The 24,054-nt window shown below is 67.9% G+C and carries 23 protein-coding genes; 12 read left to right on the forward strand and 11 right to left on the reverse strand.

Going from position 1 to position 24,054, the window contains the following annotated elements; genetic code table 11:
- Positions 1–39 precede the first annotated feature (39 nt).
- Positions 40–1,596: an amidase gene (locus VHA82_RS05890; protein WP_325541185.1), complete on the forward strand. Its 1,557-nt coding sequence runs from the start codon at positions 40–42 to the stop codon at positions 1,594–1,596.
- Between the two features lie 39 nt (positions 1,597–1,635).
- On the opposite strand, the gene dinB is transcribed toward VHA82_RS05890, so the two are convergent.
- Positions 1,636–2,820: a DNA polymerase IV gene (gene dinB / locus VHA82_RS05895; RefSeq protein WP_325541290.1), complete on the reverse strand. Its 1,185-nt coding sequence runs from the start codon at positions 2,818–2,820 to the stop codon at positions 1,636–1,638.
- Positions 2,821–3,074: 254 nt separating this feature from the next.
- Between dinB and VHA82_RS05900 the strand changes: the two genes are divergently transcribed.
- Together VHA82_RS05900 and VHA82_RS05905 are read left to right on the forward strand one after the other, a co-directional pair.
- Positions 3,075–3,371, forward strand: coding sequence for a type II toxin-antitoxin system prevent-host-death family antitoxin (locus VHA82_RS05900; protein ID WP_325541187.1), 297 nt, complete (start codon positions 3,075–3,077; stop codon positions 3,369–3,371).
- 18 nt (positions 3,372–3,389) lie between these two features.
- Positions 3,390–3,821: a type II toxin-antitoxin system VapC family toxin gene (locus VHA82_RS05905; RefSeq protein WP_325541189.1), complete on the forward strand. Its 432-nt coding sequence runs from the start codon at positions 3,390–3,392 to the stop codon at positions 3,819–3,821.
- A 115-nt stretch (positions 3,822–3,936) separates the two neighbouring features.
- Here the strand turns inward: VHA82_RS05905 and VHA82_RS05910 are convergent, their stop codons facing one another.
- The 3 genes from VHA82_RS05910 to argH are packed head-to-tail and all read right to left on the reverse strand — an operon-like array spanning position 3,937 to position 8,244.
- A complete protein-coding gene (locus VHA82_RS05910; protein WP_325541191.1) occupies positions 3,937–5,640 on the reverse strand; it encodes a tetratricopeptide repeat protein in 1,704 nt (567 codons plus the stop codon).
- 5 nt (positions 5,641–5,645) lie between these two features.
- Entirely contained in the window at positions 5,646–6,797 is a 1,152-nt protein-coding gene (locus tag VHA82_RS05915) for an alpha-hydroxy acid oxidase (protein ID WP_325541193.1), read from the reverse strand.
- A 52-nt stretch (positions 6,798–6,849) separates the two neighbouring features.
- Positions 6,850–8,244 (reverse strand): argininosuccinate lyase, encoded by a 1,395-nt coding sequence (argH, locus tag VHA82_RS05920; protein WP_325541195.1) that lies wholly within the window; start codon positions 8,242–8,244, stop codon positions 6,850–6,852.
- A 103-nt stretch (positions 8,245–8,347) separates the two neighbouring features.
- Between argH and VHA82_RS05925 the strand changes: the two genes are divergently transcribed.
- The 3 genes from VHA82_RS05925 to VHA82_RS05935 all read left to right on the forward strand — a co-directional run bounded on the left by VHA82_RS05925 (position 8,348) and on the right by VHA82_RS05935 (position 11,412).
- Positions 8,348–9,412 (forward strand): sensor histidine kinase, encoded by a 1,065-nt coding sequence (locus VHA82_RS05925; RefSeq protein ID WP_325541197.1) that lies wholly within the window; start codon positions 8,348–8,350, stop codon positions 9,410–9,412.
- Positions 9,409–10,155 (forward strand): LytTR family DNA-binding domain-containing protein, encoded by a 747-nt coding sequence (locus tag VHA82_RS05930; protein ID WP_325541199.1) that lies wholly within the window; start codon positions 9,409–9,411, stop codon positions 10,153–10,155. Before VHA82_RS05925 ends, VHA82_RS05930 begins: the two co-directional genes overlap by 4 nt.
- Positions 10,156–10,230: 75 nt before the next feature.
- On the forward strand, positions 10,231–11,412 hold the full coding sequence (locus VHA82_RS05935) for an AI-2E family transporter (RefSeq protein ID WP_325541200.1): 1,182 nt from the start codon (positions 10,231–10,233) through the stop codon (positions 11,410–11,412).
- 20 nt (positions 11,413–11,432) lie between these two features.
- Here VHA82_RS05935 and VHA82_RS05940 read toward each other — a convergent pair whose 3' ends face one another.
- On the reverse strand, positions 11,433–12,332 hold the full coding sequence (locus VHA82_RS05940) for a DMT family transporter (protein ID WP_325541201.1): 900 nt from the start codon (positions 12,330–12,332) through the stop codon (positions 11,433–11,435).
- 68 nt (positions 12,333–12,400) lie between these two features.
- Between VHA82_RS05940 and VHA82_RS05945 the strand changes: the two genes are divergently transcribed.
- The 5 genes from VHA82_RS05945 to VHA82_RS05965 all read left to right on the forward strand — a co-directional run bounded on the left by VHA82_RS05945 (position 12,401) and on the right by VHA82_RS05965 (position 15,320).
- Positions 12,401–13,381 carry a quinone oxidoreductase gene (locus tag VHA82_RS05945; RefSeq protein ID WP_325541203.1) on the forward strand — a complete coding sequence of 327 codons (981 nt, stop codon included), beginning with the start codon at positions 12,401–12,403 and terminating at the stop codon, positions 13,379–13,381.
- Positions 13,378–14,169, forward strand: a complete 792-nt coding sequence (locus VHA82_RS05950; RefSeq protein ID WP_325541205.1) for an NUDIX domain-containing protein — start codon at positions 13,378–13,380, stop codon at positions 14,167–14,169. The genes VHA82_RS05945 and VHA82_RS05950 overlap by 4 nt, the downstream gene beginning before the upstream one ends.
- 93 nt (positions 14,170–14,262) lie before the next feature.
- Positions 14,263–14,646, forward strand: a complete 384-nt coding sequence (locus VHA82_RS05955) for a response regulator (protein ID WP_325541207.1) — start codon at positions 14,263–14,265, stop codon at positions 14,644–14,646.
- 75 nt (positions 14,647–14,721) lie between these two features.
- Complete coding sequence (locus VHA82_RS05960; protein ID WP_325541209.1) at positions 14,722–14,934, forward strand: AbrB/MazE/SpoVT family DNA-binding domain-containing protein; 213 nt, start codon at positions 14,722–14,724, stop codon at positions 14,932–14,934.
- Complete coding sequence (locus VHA82_RS05965) at positions 14,934–15,320, forward strand: type II toxin-antitoxin system VapC family toxin (RefSeq protein ID WP_325541211.1); 387 nt, start codon at positions 14,934–14,936, stop codon at positions 15,318–15,320. Before VHA82_RS05960 ends, VHA82_RS05965 begins: the two co-directional genes overlap by 1 nt.
- A gap of 68 nt (positions 15,321–15,388) precedes the next feature.
- On the opposite strand, the gene lspA is transcribed toward VHA82_RS05965, so the two are convergent.
- The 3 genes from lspA to VHA82_RS05980 all read right to left on the reverse strand — a co-directional run bounded on the left by lspA (position 15,389) and on the right by VHA82_RS05980 (position 19,924).
- Complete coding sequence (gene lspA / locus VHA82_RS05970) at positions 15,389–15,880, reverse strand: signal peptidase II (RefSeq protein WP_325541213.1); 492 nt, start codon at positions 15,878–15,880, stop codon at positions 15,389–15,391.
- A complete protein-coding gene (ileS, locus tag VHA82_RS05975; RefSeq protein ID WP_325541215.1) occupies positions 15,880–18,807 on the reverse strand; it encodes an isoleucine--tRNA ligase in 2,928 nt (975 codons plus the stop codon). Before ileS ends, lspA begins: the two co-directional genes overlap by 1 nt.
- Before the next feature lie 106 nt (positions 18,808–18,913).
- Positions 18,914–19,924 carry a bifunctional riboflavin kinase/FAD synthetase gene (locus tag VHA82_RS05980; RefSeq protein WP_325541217.1) on the reverse strand — a complete coding sequence of 337 codons (1,011 nt, stop codon included), beginning with the start codon at positions 19,922–19,924 and terminating at the stop codon, positions 18,914–18,916.
- Between the two features lie 172 nt (positions 19,925–20,096).
- On the opposite strand from VHA82_RS05980, the gene VHA82_RS05985 reads away from it, so the two are divergent.
- The gene (locus VHA82_RS05985) at positions 20,097–20,654 is read left to right on the forward strand and encodes an HNH endonuclease (RefSeq protein WP_325541219.1); all 558 of its coding nucleotides are present in this window, start codon (positions 20,097–20,099) and stop codon (positions 20,652–20,654) included.
- A 24-nt stretch (positions 20,655–20,678) separates the two neighbouring features.
- Here the strand turns inward: VHA82_RS05985 and VHA82_RS05990 are convergent, their stop codons facing one another.
- The 3 genes from VHA82_RS05990 to VHA82_RS06000 form a co-directional block, all read right to left on the reverse strand.
- A complete protein-coding gene (locus tag VHA82_RS05990; RefSeq protein WP_325541221.1) occupies positions 20,679–21,533 on the reverse strand; it encodes a glucose 1-dehydrogenase in 855 nt (284 codons plus the stop codon).
- A 50-nt stretch (positions 21,534–21,583) separates the two neighbouring features.
- Positions 21,584–22,699 (reverse strand): acyl-CoA dehydrogenase family protein, encoded by a 1,116-nt coding sequence (locus VHA82_RS05995; protein ID WP_325541224.1) that lies wholly within the window; start codon positions 22,697–22,699, stop codon positions 21,584–21,586.
- A gap of 157 nt (positions 22,700–22,856) precedes the next feature.
- Positions 22,857–24,035: an acyl-CoA dehydrogenase family protein gene (locus VHA82_RS06000; RefSeq protein WP_325541226.1), complete on the reverse strand. Its 1,179-nt coding sequence runs from the start codon at positions 24,033–24,035 to the stop codon at positions 22,857–22,859.
- Positions 24,036–24,054 lie beyond the last annotated feature (19 nt).

Here is a 24,054-nt window from a genome sequence, read left to right on the forward strand (position 1 = left end):
CCCCGGCCGCCTATCGTTCACTCGCACCCAGGAGCGAGCATGAAGAACGACCTTCCCACCACCTCCGACCTCCCCCTCACGCGGCTTTCGGCCGCGCAGATCGCCTCTCTCGTCGCGCGCGGCGACTGCAGGGCCGAGGAGGTCCTGGAGCAGCACATCGCGCGCATCGCCGAAGTGAATCCGCGCCTGAACGCGATGTGCGCCGAACGCTTCGAAGCCGCGCGCGCCGAGGCGAAAGCGATCGACCGCAAGCGCGTCGCGGGCGAGCCGCTCGGCCCGCTCTCAGGCGTGCCCGTCACCATCAAGGAATCCCTCGACCTCGCGGGCATGGCGTCGACCTTCGGCATCGCGTCGCGGGCGCAACATCGCGCGAGCGCCGACGAAGTCCATGTCGCGCGCCTGCGCGCCGCCGGGGCGATCGCGATGGCCAAGACCAACGTCGCGCAGGGTCTGCTCTTCTACGAGGCCGAGAACCCGATCCACGGGCGCACTGTGAATCCGTGGAACTCGGAGCGCACGTGCGGTGGCTCGAGCGGCGGCGAGGCCGCGCTCATTGCAAGCGGCGCGTCGCCGCTCGGCCTGGGCACGGACATCGGCGGAAGCGTGCGCGTGCCCGCCACGTTCTGCGGCATCGCGAGCATCAAGCCGACGCCGGGCCGCTGCGACGACCCCGGGCGCTTCAGCGTCCCCGTGGGCCAGCAGGCGATTCCGAGCCAGGTGGGACCGATGGCGCGCCGCGTGGAGGACCTCGCGCTCGCGCTCGAGGTGATCAACGGCGGTCGTTCGCCTCCCTCGCCCGGTCACGCGCTCGGCGACTGGCGCGGTGTGTCGCTCGAGGGCTTGCGCGTCGCATGCTATGCGGACGATGGCACCTTCGCGCCCGCGCCCGCGGTGCGCCGCGCCGTGCGCGAAGCCGCCGGCATGCTGCGTGCCGCCGGTGCGCAGGTGAGCGACTGGACGCCGCCCGATGCGCGCCACGGCATGAATCTCTTCTACGGCATTCTCGGCGGCGATGGGATGGCGCTCTTGCGGCGGCGCATCGGCAAGGGCCCGAAGTCGCCGCAGCTCGGGCAGCTGATGCAGCTCGCGGGTATGCCGCGCGGGGTGATCCAGGTGATGCGCAAGGTGCTGCGCGCCGTGGGGCAGCCCTCGCTGGCCGCGGGGCTCGAAGCCTTCGGATTCGACACGACGGCGCACTACTGGGAGCTCGTCGAAGCGCAGATCGAGTATCGCGATCGCTTCACTCGCGCCCTCGATACCGCGCCGGGCGGGCCGTTCGACGTGATCGTGTGTCCCGCGATGCCGCTGCCCGCGCTGCTTCACGGGACGACAAAGGATCTCGCTACCTGCGGCGCGTATGCATGTCTCTACAACCTCGTGGGATACCCGGCCGGTGTGGTGCCCGTCACTCGTGTGCGCGTGGGCGAGGAGGTCGGCCGCGCGGCGTCGAAGGATGTGGTGCAGAAGCTCGCGCGCGAGGCGGAAGAGGCAAGCGCGGGGTTGCCGATCGGGGTGCAGGTGGTGGCGCGGCCATGGCAGGAGCACGTCGCGCTCGCGGCGATGGCGGCTGTGCAGGACAGAGCCGAATATTCGTGAGGCCCGGTGGCGGGGGTGTCGTTCGGTTGCCGCACGTCGTCACCCGCCGAACAGGTCCGGCGTCGACTCTTCCGCCCGCAGCGGCGCGGCCGCCGGCGCCTCGTACGCTTCCTCCCCCTTCTTCGCGAGCTTGCCCACCCGCACGCCCAGCAGCCGCAGCCTGCGCTTCAGGTCCACGCGCTTCAGGCACTGCCCCGCCGCACGGCGGATCGTCTTCGCGTCGTCCGTGTAATGATCGATCGTCAGATCGCGCGTTGCCGTCTTGAAATCGTCGTACCGCAGCTTGATGCCGATCGTGCGGCCGACATAGCCCTTGCGCTGCAGGTCGTCGGCCACGTGCTCGCACAGCTCGGTGAAGATCGCACCCAGCTCCGCGCGATCGCGCACCGCGTGCAGGTCGCGCTCGAAGGTCGTCTCGCGGCTCATCGACACGGGCTCGCTTTGCGTCACCACCGGCCGGTCGTCGCGCCCCCACGCGGCGTCGTGCATCCACGCGCCGTAGGACTGCCCGAAGTTGTCGACGAGCCAGGCGCGGTCCTGCTTCGCGATGTCCCCGATCGTGTGCAGGTGCAGCTTCGCGAGCTTCACTTCCGACTTCGGCCCGATGCCGTTGATCTTGCGCACGGGCAGCGGCCAGATCCGGGTCTGCACGTCTTCGTCGTGGACGATCGAGATCCCGTTGGGCTTTTCGAATTCGCTCGCCATCTTGGCCACGAGCTTGTTCGGCGCGACGCCGATCGAGCAGGTGAGGCCCGTCGCATCGAAGATCGATTTCTGGATCAGCCGTGCGAGCACGCGGCCGCCCTCGCGCTGGCCGCCGGGAACGTCGGTGAAGTCGATGTAGACCTCGTCCACGCCGCGGTCCTCCACCACGGGCGCGATCTCGCGGATGATCGACTTGAACGCGCGCGAGTAGCGGCGCACCTCCTCGAAGTCGACCGGCAGCACGATCGCCTGCGGACACAGCTTCGCCGCCTTCATCATCCCCATCGCCGAACCCACGCCGAAGCGCCGCGCGGGGTAGGTGGCGGTGGTGATCACGCCCCGGCCGACGTAGTCCTTCAGCAGCGGAAAGGCTTGCGGCGGGATCTGCGCGCGCGAAAGGCCGGCGTAGCGCTCCTGCAGCAGTTCGTCCACCTTGCGCCGTCCGCCGCCGATCACGACCGGCAGGCCCTTCAGCTGCGGATAGCGCAGCAGTTCGACGGACGCGAAGAACGCGTCCATGTCGAGATGGGCGATGCGGCGCGGGCGGCTCACCCCGACATTGTGCTGCCGAGCAAGCGAGGGGGCGCCCCACGATGTCAGCACGCACATTCGCCGGAGGAGCGCACGCGGGAGAAGCCTGTTGCGGTGCGAGAGAGGCCCAGTCCAATTTGGGAAGAAAGAAGACCAAGGTCGTACGAATCATGCGCAGGTCACGTATTTGCGTCAGCCAAATTCTTGTGATAACGTTAATACAACGATAGGAAGCAAGTGCAATGGCTGCTCACTCCCAACGCAACCCCCAGCCCGTCGCTACGTTCAGCTCGCGCGAGTTCGCGCACGATCTGGCCAACGTCAAGCGCGCCGCCCAGGAAGGGCCGGTCTTCATCACCGACCGCGGCACGCCCACCTATGCGCTCATGAAGATCGAAGACTTCCGCCGCCTTGCGAACTCGGGCACGCCGGCGCGCTCGCTGCTCGACGTGATGGACAGCCTGCCGGATACCTCCGGCATCGAGTTCGAGCCGCCTCGCTTGCAAGGGCTCGTCAAGTCCGCTGACCTGGACGATTGAAGCAGGCTGGGCGAGGCAATGCACCTGCTGGATACAAACGTGATTTCCGAGCTGCGGCCGGGCAAGCGCGGGCAGTCGCCCGAGGTGCGTGCGTGGGCGGCCGCCGAGGCCTTCGGCGCGCTGTACATGTCGAGCGTCACCGTGCTGGAGCTGCGTATCGGTGCGCAGCGCAAGGCTCACCAGGACAAAGTGCAAGGTGACGTGCTCCGGGCCTGGGTCGACGCGCTCGAAGAGCAGTTCGATGGGCGCATCCTGCCGTTCACGCTGCGAGGCGCGCGATTGTGCGCACCGTGGCACGTGCCCGATCCACGATCATGGCGAGATTCGCTGATCGCAGCCACGGCCAGGGAACATGGCTTCAGCCTGGTCACGCGAAATGTCGGAGACTTCGAGGGCATCGACGTGCGGGTGATCAATCCTTGGATGCCGGCCGATTCGGCCGGCTCGTAGGGCGACGCTGGATGGGGCTGGAGCACCTGTCGCCCCTCGCGCGGGCACCCGCGGTTGTTCCCGTGATCGTGACGACGCAGGCATGCGGGGTCGAGCGCCCCGCGGTCGTTTCGCTTCAGCGCGCGCGCAGCACCACGACGTAGCCGGGCGTTTGTTCACGCCGCTCGAGCCGGATGGTGCAGGGCTCGAGCTTCAGTTCCTCGAAGCCGTGCCGCGCGGCGAGCCGGCGGATGTACCCGGGCGACTGCGCATAGCGGCGAGTGGCCAGCAGCACGAAATCCTCGCGCTCGCTCGCCTCGATGGAAAAACCGAAGAGGCCGCCTTCCCGCATGCAACGCCGCACACCGGCGAACACGGGGTCGAGATCGCCGATGTAGATGAAGACATCGGTGGAGACGACGAGGTCGAAGCCCGACGCGGGCTCGCCCTGGAGGAATGCCGTGACGTCCGCGCATTCGAGCCGCGTGTAGATGCCGCGCCGCCCCGCGACTTCCAGCATGCGCGGTGAGAGATCGACGCCCGTCATGCTTGTCGCAACGGGCTTCAGCAGCGGCGCACAGAGGCCCGTGCCGCATCCGAGATCGAGCACGTCGCCGGGCGCCGGCTGGAAGGCGAGCAGCGCTTCGCACACGCGCTCGTGCGCCTGGTACTTGAGCTTGCCCACGAGGTGTTCGTCGAAGCGCTCCGCATACCCGTCGAAGAGGCTCACGATGTAGTCGGGCGGCGCCACGCCGGGTGCGCGCTCCTGCCCCATCGCGGCGAGCGCGAAGAGGCCCGATTGCGCGTCGCCGCCACGGCGCAGCGCCTCGCGATAGGCTTCGGCGGCTTCCTCCAGCCGCCCGAGTTCGCGCAGCGCATGCCCGCGATTCAGATGCGCCTCGTGAAACGACGGCTTGATGGCGATGGCGGCGTCGTAGTCTTCGAGGGCTTCGGCGAACTGGTTCAGCTGGCCCAGCACGTTCGCCCGGCCGTTGATCGCTTCGAAATAGCCGGGCCGAAGCGCCAGCGCGCGGTCGAGGCTTGCCACGCATTCGTGCGGCATGCGGCGCAGACGCTGCAGGGCGAAGGCGCGATAGGTGAGCGCCTCGGGGTAGTCCGGCCGAAGCGCGAGGGCGGCCTCGTAATGCGCGAGCGCCTCCTCGTACTGGCGCAGGTTCTGCAGCTGCATGCCGAGGTTGAAGAGCGCTTCGGGAAAGCGCGGCTGCAGCGCGAGCGCCTGGCGAAAGCTCGCCATGGCTTCGTCGCCGCGCTCCAGCACGGCGAACGTGACGCCGCGGCTATTGTGCAGTTCCGGGTGATCGGGCTGCACGGCGATGGCGGCTTCGTAGCTCGCGAGCGCCTCCTCGTGTCGCGCGAGCGCGTGCAGGCTCTGGCCGCGAAAGAGGAGCGCGTCCACGTGCCGCGGCTCGCGCGCGAGGATGGCGTCGAAGGCGCAGACGGCTTCGTCGTGGCGCTGCATCAGCTTGAGCGTGAAGGCGCGCGTGAGCTGGGCGCGCAGGTGGTCCGGTGCGAGCCGAAGGGCTTCTTCGCTGCGCGCGAGCGCCTTGGCATGTTCGCCGAGCTTCACGAAGGTCCACGCGAGGTTCGCGAGCGCATCGGCGTCTTGCGGATTCACGGCCAGCGACGATTCGATGAAGCGGCGCGCGAGGAACTGGTCGCCCTCCTGGCTCGCGATCACGCCGAGCAAATGGCCGACGTGCGGGTAGTCGGGAAAGGCATCGACGATGGCCAGGTAGAGCGGCTTGGCTTCCGTCCAGCGGCCGCTTTCCTGCAGGGCCACGGCCTCCTGGAACAGGGCTTCGGCTTCGCTTCTTTCCATGGCATTCAATGCGTGCGCGCACCCAGCAGGATGCCACGATCCACCGCATTGATGTCGGTCCGCCCGCAAAACGCCATCGACAGGTCGAGCTCCTTGCGGATGATCTCCAGCGCGATCTCCACGCCTTCTTCGCCCATCGCGCCGAGCCCGTAGAGCATCGCGCGGCCGATGTAGGTGCCCTTCGCGCCGAGCGCGACCGCCTTCAGCACATGCTGGCCGGAACGGATGCCGCCATCCATGTGCACTTCGATGCGGCTGCCCACCGCATCGGCGATCTCGGGCAGGGCGGAGATGGACGAGGGCGCGCCGTCGAGCTGCCGGCCGCCGTGGTTCGAGACGATGATCGCGTCGGCGCCCGTGCCCACGGCCAGATGCGCATCCTCCACGTCCTGGATGCCCTTCAGGATCAGCTTGCCGCCCCAGCGGTTCCTGATCCATTCGACGTCGCTCCACGACAGGCGCGGATCGAACTGCGCAGCCGTCCACTCGGCGAGCGAACCCATGTTGTCGACGCCCTTCACGTGGCCCACGATGTTGCCGAACTTGCGCCGCGGCGTGCCGAGCATGCCCAGGCACCAGCGCGGCTTGGTCATCATGTTCACGATGTTGCCGATGGTGAGCTTGGGCGGCGCGGAAAGGCCGTTCTTCAGGTCCTTGTGGCGCTGCCCGAGGATCTGCAGGTCGAGCGTGAGCACGAGCGCGGAGCAGTTGGCCGCCTTCGCGCGGTCGATGAGGCGTTCGATGAAGTCGCGGTCGCGCATCACGTACAGCTGGAACCAGAACGGGTGGCCGCCGGTCGCGTCGGCCACGTCCTCGATCGAGCAGATGCTCATGGTGGAGAGCGTGAACGGGATGCCGGCTTTCTTCGAGGCCTTCGCCGCGAGGATTTCGCCGTCGGCGTGCTGCATGCCGGTGAGGCCGGTCGGCGCGATCGCCACGGGCATCGCGACTTCCTGGCCGATCATGGTGGTGCGTGTGCTGCGCGGCTCCATGTTGACCGCCACGCGCTGGCGAAAGAGGAGCTTGTCGAAATCGGCCTCGTTGGCGCGGTAGGTGCTTTCGGTCCACGAGCCGGAATCGGCGTAGTCGTAGAACATGCGCGGCACGCGACGCTGCGCGAGCAGGCGCAGGTCTTCGATGTTGGTGATGACGGGCATGGCGTGGGTCTCCTCGGAAGGCTATCGTAGCGCGCACGCCCCGACCGGGGCTTCAGTTCCCGAGCCGCGCCCTGTGATGCGCCACCTGCGCCTGCACCTGCGCGGGCGCCGTGCCCCCGAGCACGCCCCGCGCATTCAGCGAGCCGCGCAGCGACATCGCGTCGTACACGTCCTTCTCGATCGCCGCGTTGAACTGCTTCAGCACGGCCAGCGGCAGTTCGGTCAGATCGCACTTGTGCGACGTGGCCGCCTTCACGGCGTGCGCGACCGTCTCGTGTGCGTCGCGAAAGGGCAGTCCCTTCTTCACGAGGTAATCGGCCAGATCGGTCGCCGTCGCATAGCCTTTCAACGCGGCCTGCTCCATCGCGGCAGCGTTCACTTCCAGCCCCGCCATCATCTCCACGAAGATGCGCAGCGTGTCCTTCAGCGTGTCGCACGTGTCGAAGAGCGGCTCCTTGTCTTCCTGGTTGTCCTTGTTGTAGGCAAGGGGCTGCCCCTTCATCAGCGTGAGAAGGCCCACGAGGTGGCCGACCACGCGCCCCGTCTTGCCGCGCGCGAGTTCGGGCACGTCGGGGTTCTTCTTCTGGGGCATGATGGAAGAGCCGGTGGTGAAGCGGTCGGGCAGCCGGATGAAGCCGAAGCTCTGGCTCATCCACAGCACGAGCTCCTCGGAAAGGCGGCTCACGTGCACCATCGCCAGGCTCGCGGCCGATGCGAACTCGATGGCGAAGTCGCGGTCGCTCACGGCGTCCAGCGAGTTGCGGCACACACCTTCCATCCCCAGCTCGCGCGCGACGAACTCGCGATCGAGCGGATAGCTCGTGCCCGCGAGCGCGGCGGCGCCCAGCGGCAGCTGGTTCACGCGGCGGCGCGCGTCCTGCAGGCGGTCGTGATCGCGCGCGAACATCTCCACGTACGCGAGCATGTGGTGGCCGAAGCTCACCGGCTGCGCCACCTGCAGATGCGTGAAGCCGGGCATCACCGTGTCGGCGTGCTGCTGCGCGACGCCCACGAGCGTCTTCTGCAATTCCACGAGCAGGAGCGAGATCGCGTCGATCTCGCCGCGCAGCCACAGGCGGATGTCGGTCGCGACCTGGTCGTTGCGGCTGCGTCCCGTGTGCAGGCGCTTGCCCGCTTCGCCCGCGATCTGCGTAAGGCGCGCTTCGATGTTCAGGTGCACGTCCTCCAGATCGAGCTTCCACTCGAAGGCGCCGGATTCGATTTCGCGCGTCACCTGGGCGAGGCCTGCCTGGATCGCCTGCAGGTCCGCCGGGGCGATCACGCCCTGCTTCGCGAGCATGGCGGCGTGCGCGAGCGAGCCTTCGATGTCGGCCCGCCACAGGCGGCGGTCGAATTCCACGCTCGCCGTATACCGCTTCACGAGCTCGCTCATGGGCTCGCTGAAGAGGGCGGACCAGCCTTGCGACTTCTGATCGAGTTGGCTCATAGGGGAAAACGAAGGTGGGTGGCGCACGCTGCCGATGGCCGGCGATTCGCCAATAATGGCGCAGCTCACGCTCACGCGGACTAAAGAAACGCGCATTCACGCGATGGACGATTCTCAGATTCTATCGGCGTTCCCCGAGACGGGACGGCCTCCGCTCGAGTCCGTGCCGCCCCCTCCCGCGCCGACGCCGCACGCGAGGCAGGCGCTGGTCTTCGACGCATGCCAGCTCGGTGTGGTGCTGCGCGCCGTGCTTTTCATCGAGGCGGTGGTCGGCGTCGGGGCGATGTTCGTGGCCGCGGACCTGAAGGCATGGCTGCTCAGATTCGCGATCCTGAGCGGCGCCGCTTTTCCGGGCACGCTCGCCTGGCTCTTCGTCGCGTGCAGCCTGAAGAACCTGCTGGCGCGACTGCCGCCGCATCTGCAGGAGGCCGCGGGCGTGCTGCTCGGCGCGCTCGCGGGCCTCTACGGCTGCGCGATGCTCGCGCTCATGGGCCTCTCGCGCGAGGCGCCCTGGGTGGCATCGGGTTTCGCGGGGGCGTTCCTCTCCGCGCTGCTGGTCGCAGCGCTCGTGCTGCGCGCCAAGAGCCGCATGCCCGCGGCCACGGCGGCGCGGCTTGCGGAGCTGCAGGCGCGCATCCGGCCGCACTTTCTCTTCAACAGCTTGAACAGCGCGATCGCCCTGGTGCGCGAGGATCCGCGCCAGGCGGAGTCGCTGCTGGAAGACCTGGGCGAGCTGTTCCGGCACGCGCTCGTCGACCAGGGGGAAGCCACGACCCTGTCGGAGGAGATCGCGCTCGCGCGCCGGTATCTCGCGATCGAGCAGGTGCGCTTCGGCGACCGGCTGCGCGTGGAATGGGCGATCGATCCGCTCGCGGGCAGCTCGCGCGTGCCGCCCCTCATCCTGCAGCCGCTCGTGGAGAATGCCGTCAAGCACGGCGTGGAGCCGAGCCACCGCGGCGCGCTGGTGAGAATCAGCACGCAAAGGAGAGGCGGCGTGGTCGTGATCAAGGTGACCAATACGGTGCCGGGCGGGCAGGGGCTTCCGGGCCACGGCGTGGCGCAGCACAATGTCAGAGACCGTCTGCGGCTGCTGCACGACGTGCAGGCGCAGTTCCAGACCGCGTTGAAGGACGGCGTGTACCAGGTGCGGATGGAGGTGCCTGCATGAATCCGAGCTTGCAGCTGCTCGTGGTGGACGACGAACCGCTCGCGCGCAGCCGGCTGCGCACGCTGCTCGCGGACTGCGCGACGCCGCCCGCGGCGGCCACCGCCGAGGCGTCGAACGCCACCGAGGCCATGGAATACCTGCGCCGCCAGCGCTTCGACGCCGTGCTGCTCGACATCCACATGCCGGGCGCGGACGGCCTCGCGCTCGCGCAGGCGATCCGCAACCTGGCCGACCCGTGCCCGGTGGTGTTCGTCACGGCGCACGCCGAACACGCGGTGTCCGCGTTCGAGCTGGAAGCGCTCGACTACCTCACCAAGCCCGTGCGCCTGGAGCGCCTGCAGGCCGCGCTGCAGAAGGTGGAGCGGCGCCAGCAGTCCGCGCGCGGGGCGAGCTCCCCGGTGCCGGAGGAAGTGCTCGTGATCCAGGACCGGGGCCGCACCGAGCGCGTGCCCCTGCTGGAAGTGCTCTACTTCAAGGCGGAACTCAAGTACATCACCGTGCGGACCGCCGCCAGGAGCTATATTCTGGATGGATCGCTGAGCGAGCTTGAGGAGCGCCATCGCGCGCAGTTCCTGCGCATCCACCGCAATGCCCTGGTGTCGCGCCGGGCGGTGCGGGCCCTCGAGAAGCACTACGACCCCGAAGAGGGCGAGGGCTGGGCGGTGCGCCTCACGGGCATCGAGGAGTCGCTCGCGGTGTCGCGCCGCCAGCTGACCGCGGTGCGCGAGGCGTTGTCGGGTTGAGCATGGGTTGGGACTCGCGCGGCAAGCGAGTCCTGGAGGGACCGGGGGCCGTGGTAACCAAGCCGGAGTGCGCCCTTGAGCCTGAATACGAACGACATCGATCCGCCCGCGACCGCCCCACCCGCGCCGGCGCAGGAGCCGCCGCGGGTGCTTCTGCACATGCCCGTGGATGTCCGCAGCCTGTCGCTGGGCATCCTCGCCTCGGTGGCGGTGCTCGCGGTGCTGCGCTGGGCGGGCGCCTTCTTCATTCCGCTGATGCTGGGCCTCGTGTTCAGCTATGCGCTGTCGCCGATCGTGGATGGCCTCGCGCGCGTGCGCATTCCGCGGGCGGCGAGCGCGGCGGTGCTGATTCTCGCGATTCTCGCGGCGAGCGGCGCGTCGCTCTATTCGATGGTCGACGACGCGAACGCACTCATCAATTCCCTGCCGGCGGCGGCCCGCAAGCTCGGCGACATCGCGAGGCAGAAATTCGGCCACGGCCAGTCCGCGCCGCTGGAAACCGTGCAGAAGGCGGCCGTCGAGCTGCAGCGCGCCGCCGAAGTGGCGGGCGCGACACCGGCCGCGCAGGCCTCGCGCGGCCTGCAGCGCGTGGTGGTGGAAAAGCCGCCCTTCGACATCCGCGAGCACCTGTGGACCGGCACGGTCGGCGTGGCCAACCTCATCGGGCAAACCGTGCTCGTCACGTTCCTCACCTATTTTCTGCTGGTGTCGGGCGACACGTTCCGGCGCAAGCTCGTGAAGATCGCCGGGCCGAGCCTCGCGCAGAAGAAGCTCGCGGTGCAGGCGCTCGACGAGATCAATTCGCAGATGCAGCGCTATCTGCTCGTGCAGTTGCTGGCGAGCCTGGGCGTGGGCCTCGCGAGCGGGATCGGCTTTGCGATGGCCGGGTTGAATCACGCGGCGGCGTGGGGCCTGGCCGCGGGGATACTGAACCTCGTGCCGTACGTGGGCAACGCGGTGGTGACGGTGGCCGCGGCGCTCGCCGGTTTCCTGCAGGACGGTGAAGTGAACGTGGCGCTCGCCATCGCGGGCATCTCGATCGCGGTGAACGTGCTGGAGGGGTATCTGCTCGTGCCGTGGGCGACGAGTCGAGCAAGCCGCATGAATCCGGTGGCCGTGTTCGTCGGCGTGCTGGCGTGGGGGTGGCTCTGGGGCGTGTGGGGCCTGCTGCTCGGGATACCGGTGCTGATGGCGGTGAAGGCGGTGTGCGACCGGGTGGATCATCTGAAGCCGATCGGGGAGCTGCTGGGAGATTGAGTCGCATCCCCGTCGCATCCCTACCGACTCGACGACACCACGATCCCCGCCACGATCAACGCGAACGCCAGCGCATGGTGCGCACCGGGCATTTCCCCCAGAAACGCCGCCGACAGCACCGCCGCGAAAAGCGGCGTGAGATTGCCGAAGAACGCGGCCACGCTCGGTCCCACGCGCTGCACCCCGATGCCCCAGCAGCGATACGCCACGATCGCCGGGCCGATCGCCACGTAAGCGAGCGCCAGCGCGAGCGCACCGCCCCACTCGGCGTGCGAACTCGCAAGCGCCCATTCGCCCGTCGCGAAGAGCCCCGACCATGCGACGCCGAACACGAGCTGGGACATGAGGAATGCCGCCCAGTTGCCGCGAAGTTCCGGCGGATCGCCGGGCGCCGCGAGCAGCCAGCTGTACCACGACCAGGCTGCCGTGGCCGCGAGCATCAGCAAGTCGCCGGGCACGAAGCGCACCTGGGCGAGCGAAGCGATGTCGCCATGCGACAGCACGACGAGCACGCCGGCGATCGACAGCGCCGCGCCCGCGAAGTGCCGGGACGTGACGCGCTGGCCGAAAAAGAGCGCGCCCGTCGTCATCATGAAAACGGGCATGCTTGCCGCGACCAGCGTGGCGTTGAGCGCCGTCGAAGTCCTCAATGCGAGATACTGCAGCGCGTTGTAGGAGCCGATGCCCAGAAGGCCGAGCAGCGCGAAGCGCCGCCAGCGCGGCCACAGGATGCTGCCGGGCCGCAGCAGCCCGCCCGAGATCGGCACGAGCAGCACGAAGGCGATGCCCCAGCGCAGGAAGTTGAGCAGCATGGGCGAGATGAGGGGGCTCACGATGCGGCCCGTGACGGCGTTGCCCGCCCACAGGAGCGGCGTCACCGTGAGCAAGGCGGCGGTGGCAAGATTGAGGCGCGGCGGCATGGCGAGAGCGATGGTAGCCGCACGATGAACCCGGCACGCCAGTGCGATTCCGAATGAAGGAGCAAGCGATGAGCAAAGCAGTGCGCGTCCACCAGGTGGGCGGACCCGAAGCCCTCGAGATCGAGGACGTGGCGGTGGGCGATCCCGGGCCGGGCGAAATCCGCATCCGCCACCACGCGATCGGCCTCAATTTCATCGATGTGTACTACCGCGCGGGGCTCTACAAGGCGCAGACGCCCTTCGGTGTCGGCGGCGAGGGCGCGGGCGTGATCGAGGCGGTGGGCGAGGGTGTGACGCACTTGAGGCCCGGCGATCGCGCGGCCTACGCGAGCAACCTCCCCGGCTCCTACTGCGAAGCGCGCGTGATGCCGGCGATGCACGTATGCAAGCTGCCCGACGCGATCGATTTCGACACCGCCGCGGCCGTGATGCTGAAGGGCCTCACAGCGCAATACCTCCTGAAGCGCACGCCCCTGGGCATCCTGAAGCCGGGCGACCCGATCCTCTTTCATGCGGCGGCCGGCGGCGTGGGGCTGATCGCGGTGCAATGGGCGAAGGCGCTCGGCCTCGAGGTGATCGGCACGGCGGGCAGCGCCGCGAAGTGCGAGCTCGCGAAGGCCAACGGCGCCGCGCACATGATCAACTACAGGGAAGAAGACTTTCTCGCGCGCGTGAAGGAGCTCACGGGCGGGCGGGGCGTGAAGGTGGTCTACGACTCGGTCGGCAAGGACACTTGGGAGAAGTCGATGGACTGCCTCATGCCGCTCGGCATGCTCGTCTTCTTCGGCAATGCGTCCGGGCCGGTGCCGCCGTTCGCGCCGGGCATCCTCGGCCCCAAGGGCTCGCTCTACATCACGCGGCAGACGATCTTCACGCACACCGCCACGCGCGAGTCGACGCAGGAGATGGCCGACGATCTCTTCTCGGCGGTCACGGGCGGCCTGATCAAGGTGCACATCGACCAGCGCTACCGGCTGGACGACGTGCGGCAGGCGCACCGCGACCTCGAGGCGCGCAAGACCACCGGCAGCACGGTCATCGCGCTGTGAGCGGTCTGGGCGACCCCTGGCTCGCGAGCTTGCGCGAGCGCACGGACTGCTCCCCGCTCGCGCCGCGCGAGCCGCTCTGGTGGGGACATCACCGCATCGGCTCGGTAGAGCATCACGTCGCCGCTGCACTGCACCTGCCGCAGCTGAAGCATGAGCGCGACGGCTGGCGAATCCACGGCGACATGACGCCGAGCCTCGAGCAGATCGCCGAGGCGCTGCGCGACGCGGGGACGGTGCGGGCATGGCGCAACGAACAGCTTGCCGTGATCGACGACGAGGGCCATCTGCTCGGCACCTGCGAGCGCGGCGTGGCGCGGCTGCTCGGGATCGCCACCCGTGCCGTGCATCTCATCGGGCTCACACCCGAGGGGCACCACTGGGTGCAGCAGCGCGCGCTCGACAAGGCGAGCGATCCGGGCATGTGGGATACGCTGGTGGGCGGAATGGTCGCGGCGAAGGACACCCGCGAGTCGGCGCTGGAGCGCGAGACATGGGAAGAGGCCGGGCTGCGGATGGCCGAGCTGCAGGAAGTCGCCTATGGCGGACATCTCTTCACGCGGCGGCCCAGCGGCGAGCAGCCCTGCGGCTACGTCGTCGAACGCATCGACTGGTATCGGGCAGTCGTGCCGCGGGGCGTCGTTCCCACCAATCAGGACGGCGAAGTCGCGCAGTTCGCCTCGGTTGCGCCAGCGCAGCTGTGCACGCGCTTGCAACACGACGAATTCACGCTGGATGCGGGGCTCATCTTCGTGGCGGCAGGGGTCGGGCGCGAACGCGCGAACGGTTGAGCCGTAAGCTCCTACACATCCTTGGCGCGTGGGCCGTCAGCCCGTCCGTTGTGCGCGGGCTACCGTATGGTCGAAACCCCGGAGAGACAATTCATGAAGTTCAGAGCGTATATCGTCGAGGACAGCGCGACGATCCGTGAGAACCTCATCGAAACGCTGCAGGAGCTCGCCGCCGTGGAGCCGGTGGGCACTGCCGAGACGGAGCACGAAGGCAAGCGCTGGCTGGCACGTCACGATGAGGATTGGGACATTGCAATCGTCGACCTCTTCCTGCGCGAAGGCAGCGGCTTGAACGTCCTGGAGGCGGCGCGCAAGCGCCGGCCCGGGCAGCGCGTCGTCGTGCTGTCGAATCACGCCACGCGCGACGTGCGGTGGCGCTGCGAGCAGCTCGGTGCCGACGCGGTGTTCGACAAGTCCACCGAGATCGACGCGCTCGTGGACTATTGCCTGCAGCATCGCGGGGCGACGATTCATTGAGTCGCTCCCGGCTTGCAGGGTGGGCGCGGACGATGTATTCTTACCTTATTCTGATCGATCCGTAGAAGGTAAGAAATGCAGGCCACGACGACGCTGTCCAGCAAGTTTCAGATTTCGATCCCCAAGGAGGTACGCGAAGAACAGCATTGGGAAGCAGGGCAGCAATTCGTTTTCATACCCAAGGGAAAGGGTGTGCTGGTCATGCCTGTCCCCGCGTTGCATGAACTGGCCGGGATCGCCAAGGGCGCCCGCAACGACGGATATCGGGACCGGAAGGATCGTTACTAGTGCCCGCGCGGCGACTCGTCGACACCTCGGCCTGGGTCGAATGGCTCATCGGCAGCGCGGTAGGCAAGAAAGTCGGCAGACAACTGCCGGACAAGTCTCATTGCATCGTTCCCACGATCGTTCAACTGGAATTGTCGAAATGGCTCCTGCGCGAAGTGGGAGAAGAGAAGGCGGACCAGGTGATCGCCTACACGCAGGAATGCGTGATCGTTCCCCTCGATACCAGCTTGGCCCTGCTTGCGGCCGAGATGCACCGTGAACACAAGCTCGCGACGGCGGATGCGATCGTTTATGCGACCGCGCGTCACCTGGGTGCGGACTTGATGACATGCGACGCACATTTCGAGGACTTGCCGGACGTGACGCTGTTTCGCAAGTCGGCTTGATCGCGCCGATCCCAGTCGAATCCGGAACGCCCTGGATTCCGCCTCCGCGGGAATGACGAGAGGTGACCTCAACGACTGCGCCGCACCCGCAGCAGTTCATCCAGGATCAACCCCGCCGCCCCGACGGTGATGGCGCTGTCGGCCACATTGAACGCCGGGAAGTACCAGTTCTGCCAGTGAACCTGCAGGAAGTCCACCACATAGCCGTGCAGCAGGCGGTCGACGACGTTGCCGACCGCCCCGCCCAGCACGCACGCGAGCGAAAACGAGAACAGCCTCTGGCCGGCATGTGAGCGAAGCAGCCAGAGGATGAAGAGCGTCGCGGCGATGCCGATGCCGGTGAAGAGCCACCGCTGCCAACCCGAGGCCGCCGCGAGGAACGAGAACGCCGCGCCCGTGTTGTGCGCCCGCACGATATTGAAGAATGGCGTCACGTAGGTCGTGTCGCCGTACTGGTAGTAGCCGAGGATCAGCACCTTGGTGAACTGGTCGGCCAGCAGCACGATGAGCGCGAGCGCAAGCCAGGGCAGCATGCTGCCGTTCGATGCGGTCCGGGCCATCAGGCGTGCACCCGCGGCTCGCCCGCGCCGAAGAGGTTCGCAACGCAGCGGCCGCAGATCGTCGGGTGAGCGGCATCGCTGCCGACGTCCGCGCGCCAGTGCCAGCAACGCTCGCACTTCGGATGCTCGAGCACCCGAACGAAGACGCCGTGTTGCGGTGGCACTCCGTCGCCCACGCGTGCCTTGCCTGTGAAAACCCGGATGGGATCGCGCCCGATGCGTTCCTGATATTCGGCGCCCCAAAGAGGCAGGACTTCGACGTCGCTCGTGATCAGCACAAAGCGCAGATCGTCGCGAAGACTGCGAAAGACTTCCATGTCACCCGGCTCGAGGTAGAGGTCGATGCCCGCTTGCAGCGACGAGCCAAGTTCATTGCCCTGGCGACGCTCCTCGATCATCTTGTTGACGTCATCGCGAACCTCGCGGATGCGGTTCCACCTGGCGAGCAACTCCGTATCGGGCGTGCCGAGCTCCGCGTACTCCTCCATGAAGATCGACTCGGAGTTGCCGAACACCTTCCACGCTTCTTCGGCCGTGAAGCTCAGGAAAGGCGCCATCCAGCGCAGCATCGCATGCGTGATGTTCCAGAGCGCCGTCTGCGCGCTGCGCCGCGCGAGGGACTTCGGCGCCGTCGTGTAGAGGCGATCCTTCAGCACGTCGAGGTAGAACGCGCCCAGGTCTTCGGAGCAGTACACCTGCAGCTTCGCCACGACCGGATGGAACTCGTACACCTCGTAGTGCGCGAGCACCTCCGCCTGGAACTCGGCGGCACGCGCGAGCGCATACCGGTCGATTTCGAGCAGCTCATCGCGCGGCACGGCGTCCTTCGCGGGATCGAAGTCGCTCACGTTCGCAAGCAGGAAACGCAGCGTGTTGCGGATGCGGCGATAGGCGTCCACCACGCGCGCGAGGATCTTGTCGTCGCCCGCGATATCGCCCGAGTAGTCGGACGCGGCTACCCACAGGCGGATGATTTCCGCGCCGAGCTTCTTCCACGTCTCCTGCGGATCGACGCCGTTGCCGAGCGACTTGGACATCTTGCGGCCCTGCGCGTCCACGGTGAAACCGTGCGTGAGCAAGCCGCGATAGGGCGCGCGCCCGTACATCGCGCACGCGGTGAGGAGCGACGAGTGGAACCAGCCGCGATGCTGGTCGTGGCCTTCGAGGTACAGGTCGGCCTCGGGGCCCGTTTCGTGGCCCGAGCCCGCGTGCGAACGCTTCAGCACCGTCGTGTGCGTCGTGCCGGAATCGAACCACACTTCGAGGATGTCGCTGCTTTTCGTGTAGCTCGGCGCGTCGTCTTGCGAGCCCACCTTCGCGAGGATTTCTTCTGGCGACGCCTTGCTCCACGCTTCGATGCCGCCCGCTTGCACCATGTCGGCCGCGATGTCGAGAATCTCCATCGTCTTCGGATGCAGCTCGCCCGTGTCGCGGTGCAGGAAGAAGGGCAGCGGCACGCCCCAGCTGCGCTGGCGGCTCACGCACCAGTCGGGCCGGTTCGCGATCATGTCGCGCAGGCGAGCCTGGCCGTTTTCGGGGAAGAAGGAAGTCTCCTCGATCGCTTCGAGCGCCATCCGGCGCAGCGTCTTCGGCGCCTTGTCCTTCGTGAAGACGCCCTCGCCCTCGTCCATGCGGATGAACCATTGGGCGGCGGCGCGGTAGATCACCGGCGTCTTGTGGCGCCAGCAGTGCGGGTAGCTGTGCGAGATCGTCTCCGTCGCGAAGAGGCGGTCCGCCTTCGCGAGGGTGTCGATGATGTGCGGCACGGCCTTCCAGATGTTCTCGCCGCCGAAGAGCGGGAAGTCGGGCGCGTACGACCCGTTGCCCTGCACGGGGTTCAGGATGTCGTCGTAGGCGAGCCCGTGCGCCACGCAGCTGTTGAAGTCGTCCAGGCCGTAGGCGGGAGACGAGTGCACGATGCCCGTGCCGTCCTCGGCGGTGGCGTAGTCGGCGAGGTACACGGGCGAGAGGCGCCGGTAGCCGGGATCGACGTCGTAGAGCGGGTGGCGGAAGTTCAGGCCGCCGAGGTTTTCGCCCTTCGTGGTCGCGACGACGCGGCCTTCGAGCTTGTAGCGCGCAAGCACCTTCTCGACCAGCACGCTCGCCACGATGATCCGCCCGCGCGGGGTGTCCACGAGCGCGTATTCGAGCTCGGGGTTGAGATTGAGGGCCTGGTTGGCGGGGATGGTCCACGCCGTGGTGGTCCAGATGACCGCGAAGATGGGAGGCGAGTCTTCGCCGCTCATCCCGAAGGCCGCCAGCACCTTCCGCGGCTCATCCGCCGCGAATCCCACATCGAGGGTCTGCGACTTCTTGTCCGCGTACTCGATCTCGAACTCCGCGAGCGACGAGCCGCAGTCGAAGCACCAGTACACGGGCTTCAGCCCGCGGTACACGAAGCCGCGCTCGATCACGCGCTTGAACGCGCGAATCTCCTCGGCCTCGTTCACGAAGTCCATGGTGCGATACGGATGGTCCCAGTCGCCGAGCACGCCCAGCCGCCTGAAGTCGGCCCGCTGGATGTCGATCTGCTCGGTGGCGTAGGCGCGGCTTTTCGCCTGCATGTCGTCGCGCGGCAGGTTGCGGCCGAACTGCTTTTCGATGGCGTTCTCGATCGGCAGGCCGTGGCAGTCCCAACCCGGGATGTACGCCGCATCCAGGCCCTTCAGCTGCCGCGCTTTCACGATCATGTCCTTCAGCACCTTGTTCACGGCGTGGCCCATGTGGATCTGCCCGTTGGCGTAAGGCGGTCCGTCGTGCAGCACGAACTTCTCGCGACCGCGGCGCGCTTCGCGCAGGCGCTTGTAGAGGCCCTTGTCCTCCCACTCGGCCACCCAGCCCGGCTCGCGTCTGGGCAGGTCGCCGCGCATCGGGAACGGCGTGTCGGGCAGGTTGAGCGTGGCGCGGTAGTCGGTCTTGTCGGTCATGTGTGGATCTCCGGTCCTGTCATGCCGGGGCTCACCCGGCATCCACGGGCGGCGGCGCCGCGCGTGGGATGGGTTCCGGGCCTCGGCCCGGGATGACGGAAGACCGCTAAATTCGGTCGCGCGTGGTCTGGCGCCGCGTTTCGGCGTGGGTGGCCGCGAAGAACGCGCGCGCGGCGTCGCAGTCCCGGCCGATGCCCGCCTTCAGGGCGTCGAGGCTGTCGTACCGGAGCTCGTCGTGCAGTTTGTGCAGCAGGTCCACGCGGATGATTTTACCGTAGCCCCCTTCTTCCCCGAGGGGCTCGGGCCATCGCAGGCAGTGCGTTTCGAGCAGCACGCGCCCGCCGTTCACGTCGGCCGGGTCGAGCGACGGCCGGATGCCGAGATTCGCCACGCCCTCGAGCGGCTGCTGCGCCAGGCCATGCACGTGCACGGCGAAGATGCCGCCGGCGGCCGGCTTCCAGTGGGCAAAGCGCAGGTTGAGCGTCTTGAAACCCAGCTCGCGGCCGAGCTTGCGGCCGTGCACCACGTGGCCGCTGATGCTGTAGGGGCGGCCGAGCAGGGCCGTGGCGCCCGCCATGTCGCCGCGGCCCAGCGCATCGCGCACCGCCGAGCTCGAAACGCGCAACCCGTGCACCTGGTAGCTGTTCATGCGGGCCACGTCGAAGCCCTGGCGGCTGCCGGCCGAGTCGAGCATCCCGTAGTCGCCGGCCCGCTTCGCGCCGAAGCGGAAATCGTCGCCCACGAGCACGTACTTCGCGCCCAGGCCGCGCACGAGCACTTCGTCGACGAACGCCTCGGGAACCAGGCTGGACAATTGCGCATCGAACTCGAGGACGATGCACTGCTGCACACCGCAGCGGGCGAGTTCGGTGAGCTTGTCGCGCAGCGTCGCGACGCGCGCCGGGGCGACTTCGGGCTTGCGCATGACGCCTGCGAAATAGTCGCGCGGGTGCGGCTCGAAAGTGAGCACGCAGCTCGGCACGCCCCGATGGCTCGCTTCGTTGTTCAGGAGGGCGAGCATCGCCTGGTGGCCCCGGTGCACGCCGTCGAAGTTGCCGATCGTGAGGGCGCACGCCGGGGCGACGCCTGGGTGGTGGAAGCCGCGGAAGATGCGCATCGGGCGTGGATTATCTTTTTGATAGCACGCGCAGCCCACCGGTCAAGGCGCGGAGGCTGCCGGGGTGCCACCGTCGTGTCGTCAAAACAGGGTATATTGTGCTTGACGGCGCGCGAATGCGCTGCCGCCTCGCGTTTTCCTGTGCTATCAAGTTGTCGCAAGGAGCCGTGTCTTGAAGGTGTTGAAGCTGTCCGCGCAGGGTCTGCCCCAGTCCTGGATCTCGCTGGAGCAGGCCGTGCTGCACTACGCCGCCGACCAGGTCCGCTGGGAAGCCGGTGCCGAAGTGGCCGTGTTCCGCGGCGGGCACAACGCGGCTACGGGGCGGCAGTCGGTGATCACGGTCAACAGCATCATCGGCACGAAGGGCGTGCCCAACATCAACCCCTTCGAGCTGAAGCCGGGCCTCACCAACGGCAAGCTCTTCGCGCGCGACCGCAACGTGTGCGCCTATTGCGGCGGCCATTTCCACGAGGAAGAGCTCACGCGCGAGCACGTGATTCCGTTCGCGCAGAACGGGCGCGATCACTGGATGAACGTGGTCACCGCCTGCCGCGCGTGCAATCACCGCAAGGGCAACCGCACGCCCGAGCAGGCGGGCATGCACCTGCTCTACGCGCCCTACATCCCGAGCCTCTGGGAAGACTTCATCCTGCGCAACCGTCGCATCCTCGCCGACCAGATGGAGTTCCTCATGGCGCACCTGCCGAAGAGTTCGCGCCTTTATTCGTGACGGGGCCGGCTTTCGGCCCGTGTTTCAGGATTCGCCGGGCACGCCGGCCGCTTCGCGCAAGGCGGCCCTCAGCGGCCCGAGCCGCTGCAGCGTCTCGCTCCATTGGCGTCCCCCGGCCATGCCGCCGTCCAGGACGAGCGCGTGGCCATTGAGGAAGCGAGCCTCCTGCCCCGCCAGAAAGAGCACCGCCCGCGCCACGTCCTCGGGCATGCCGGGGCGGCGCAGCGGCTGCGCGGTGGCAAGCACCTTCTCCATGACGGGCACCGTGCGCCGCGCCGCCTCGGGCGGCAGGCCGATGGCCTTGCCGTAGACGGGCGTCGCGATGGCGCTCGGGCACACGCAGTTCACCCGCACGCCGCTTTCCCCAAGCTCGATCGCGACGCTGCGGGTCATGTGAATGACGGCGGCCTTGCAGACGCTGTAGGCGTGGCCCGCGAAGCCCACCTGCAGCCCGGCCGCGCTCGCGTTGTTGACGATGCTGCCGGCCCGCTGGGCCTTCATCAGGGGCGCGGCGTGCTTCGTGCAGAGGAAGACGCCTCGCACCATGACGGCAACGGCCTCGTCCCAGTCGGCGGTCTCCACCGATTCGATCGGCGCGAACGGGCCGGGAATGCCGGCGTTGTTGAAGAGGAGGTCCAGCCGCCCGAACCGCTGCAGCGTGAAGTCCATGAGCCCGCGGACGTCCGCGTCGATCCTCACGTCGCAATGGCGGTAGGCCACGGCGTCGCCCAATTCCTGCGCGAGGGCTTCACCGCGCTCGTCGTCGATATCGGCGACGACGACGCGCGCGCCTTCTTCCGTGAAGAGCCGAACGGCTGCTTCGCCGATCGCGCCGGCTCCGCCCGTGACGATGGCGATCTGGTCCTTCAACCGGTCCATGTCGTCTTTCTACCCGGACCGGCCCGGGCGCGCCGGGCCGGATGCGCGGATCAGGCGAACACGCCGGCCGTGTCCTGCATTCTTTCGGAGACTTCGCCGAGGTGGTGCAGGGTATCCCCGAACGTGAGCTCCAGGACGGTGAGCTTCCTGAAGTAGTGGCTGCCGATGTATTCGTCGGTGACGCCGATGCCGCCGTGCATCTGCACCGACTGCTGGCCGATGAAGCGCATGGCGACGCCCAGCTGGTACTTCGCGCGTGAGAGCGCGCGTCGCCGCTCGGTGGCCGACGCGTTCAGCTTGAGCGACGCGTAGTAGCTCATCGACCGGGCGAGCTCGAGCTGCATCTTCATGTCGGCCACGCGATGGCGCAGCGCCTGGAAGGTCGCGAGCGTCACGCCGAACTGCTTGCGCGTGTTGAGGTACTCCACGGTCACGTCCATGGTCTTGTCCATCACGCCGACCGCTTCGGCGCAGACCGCCGCGATGCCGACATCCACCGCGTGTTCGAGCGCAACCAGGCCGTCGGCCGTGACGAGCACGGCGGGCGACTGGTTGAACTTCACCTCGGCCGCGCGCGCGCCGTCCTGCGTGCCGTAGCCGCGCGTCTCGACGCCCGGGGCCGACCGTTCCACGAGAAAGAGCGCGAGCCTGCCGTCCGCCAGCGCCGGGACGATGAAAGCGTCGGCCTTGTCGCCCGCGGGCACCACGCTCTTGGAGCCGCTCACGTGCCACGAGGCGCCCGCGTGCACGGCCTGCGTTTCGCACACGTCGAGGCGATAGCGTGCGCCGCGCTCCTGGTGCGCGAGCACGATGATCGCTTCGCCCGATGCGAGCGGCGGCAGCCACTTCGACTTCACCTCCTCGCTCGCGTACGCGCCGAGCGTGCCGCTCGCCACCAGCGTGTGCGCGAGCGGCTCGAGCACGATGCCGCGGCCGAGCTCTTCCATCGCGACCATCGCCTCCACCGGCCCCATGGCCATGCCGCCGTGCTGCTCGGCGACGTAGAGGCCCGCGAGGCCCAGCTCGGCAAGCTCGCCATAGGCGCCGCGATCGAAGCCGCCCGCCTTCGCGATCTCGCGCCGCCGCTCGAACGAGTAGCTGCGCTCCACCCACTTGCGCACCGCGTCGCGCAGCGCCTGCTGGTCGTCGGAGAATTCGAAGTCCATCTTGCTTTTCCTTCAGTTGTCCATGACCGCGGCCACCCGCGACGCACGCAAGGCGCGGTACGTTCGAGTGCACCCGCGCAACCGGCTTTGCCGGGCCGCTGGGTGCGCCCCCTCGAGGGGGAGGCGCCGAAGGCGCTTCGGGGGTGGGCCTTCCATTTCAGCCCAGCACCACTTGCGCCACGATGTTGCGCTGCACTTCGTTGCTGCCGCCGTAGATCGTGGTCTTGCGATAGTTGAAGTAGGTCGAGGCGAGCGGCGCGATGTAGGCGGCGCCCACGTATTCGCCCTGCCAGCCCGCTTCCATCGCTTCGTGGATGAGGGGCACGGCATACGGGCCCGCCGCGAGCATCATGAGTTCGGTGTAGCGCTGCTGGATTTCCGAGCCCTTGATCTTCAGGAGCCCCGCGATGTCGAGCGGATTCTTGCCCGACTTCTCGGCCGAGAGCACGCGCAGCACGAGCATTTCGAGCGCCACGACGTCGACTTCGAGCTTCGCGATCTCGTCGCGAAAGCGCCGGTCCTCGTAGACTCCCTCGCCCTTCGCGATCCGTTTGAGCCGCTCGAGTTCGCGCTTGGCGCGGTTCACGTCGGCGATGTTGGTGCGCTCGTGCGAGAGCAGGTGCTTCGCGTAGGTCCAGCCCTTGTTCTCCTCGCCGATCAGGTTGTCCGCCGGCACCTCGACGTTGTCGAAGAAGACTTCGTTCACCTCGTGGCCGCCATCGAGCATGGTGATCGGTCGCACCGTGACGCCGGGGGACTTCATGTCGATGAGGAGAAACGAGATGCCGGTCTGAGGCTTGCCTTCGCTCGAGGTGCGCACGAGGCAGAAGATCCACTCGCCGTACTGCGCGAGCGTGGTCCACGTCTTCTGGCCGTTCACGACGTACTTGTCGCCCCGGCGCTCGGCGCGCGTCTTGAGCGACGCGAGGTCGGAGCCCGAGCCCGGCTCGCTGTAGCCCTGGCTCCACCACACCTCGCCGCTCGCGATGCCGGGCAGGAAGCGCTTCTGCTGCTCGGGCGAGCCGAAAGCCATGATCACGGGCGCCACCATGACCGGTCCGAAGGGCACGACGCGCGGTGCGCCGGCCAGCGCGCACTCTTCTTCGAACAGGTGCTTCTGCACCGCAGTCCAGCCCGGTCCGCCGAATTCCTTCGGCCAGCCATAGCCGAGCCAGCCTTTCCTGCCCAGGATCTTCGCCCAGCGCTGCATGTCGTCGCGCGACAGGTGCAGGGCGTTGTGCACCTTGTGGGCGATGTCGTGCGGCAAGTTCTCGCGCACCCAGGCGCGAACGTCTTCGCGAAACCGCTGTTCTTCGGGGGTGAATGCCAGGTCCATTCGGATGTCTCCAGGTACG

The organism is Ramlibacter sp. (genome assembly GCF_035548915.1).
Classification (GTDB): domain Bacteria; phylum Pseudomonadota; class Gammaproteobacteria; order Burkholderiales; family Burkholderiaceae_C; genus Ramlibacter.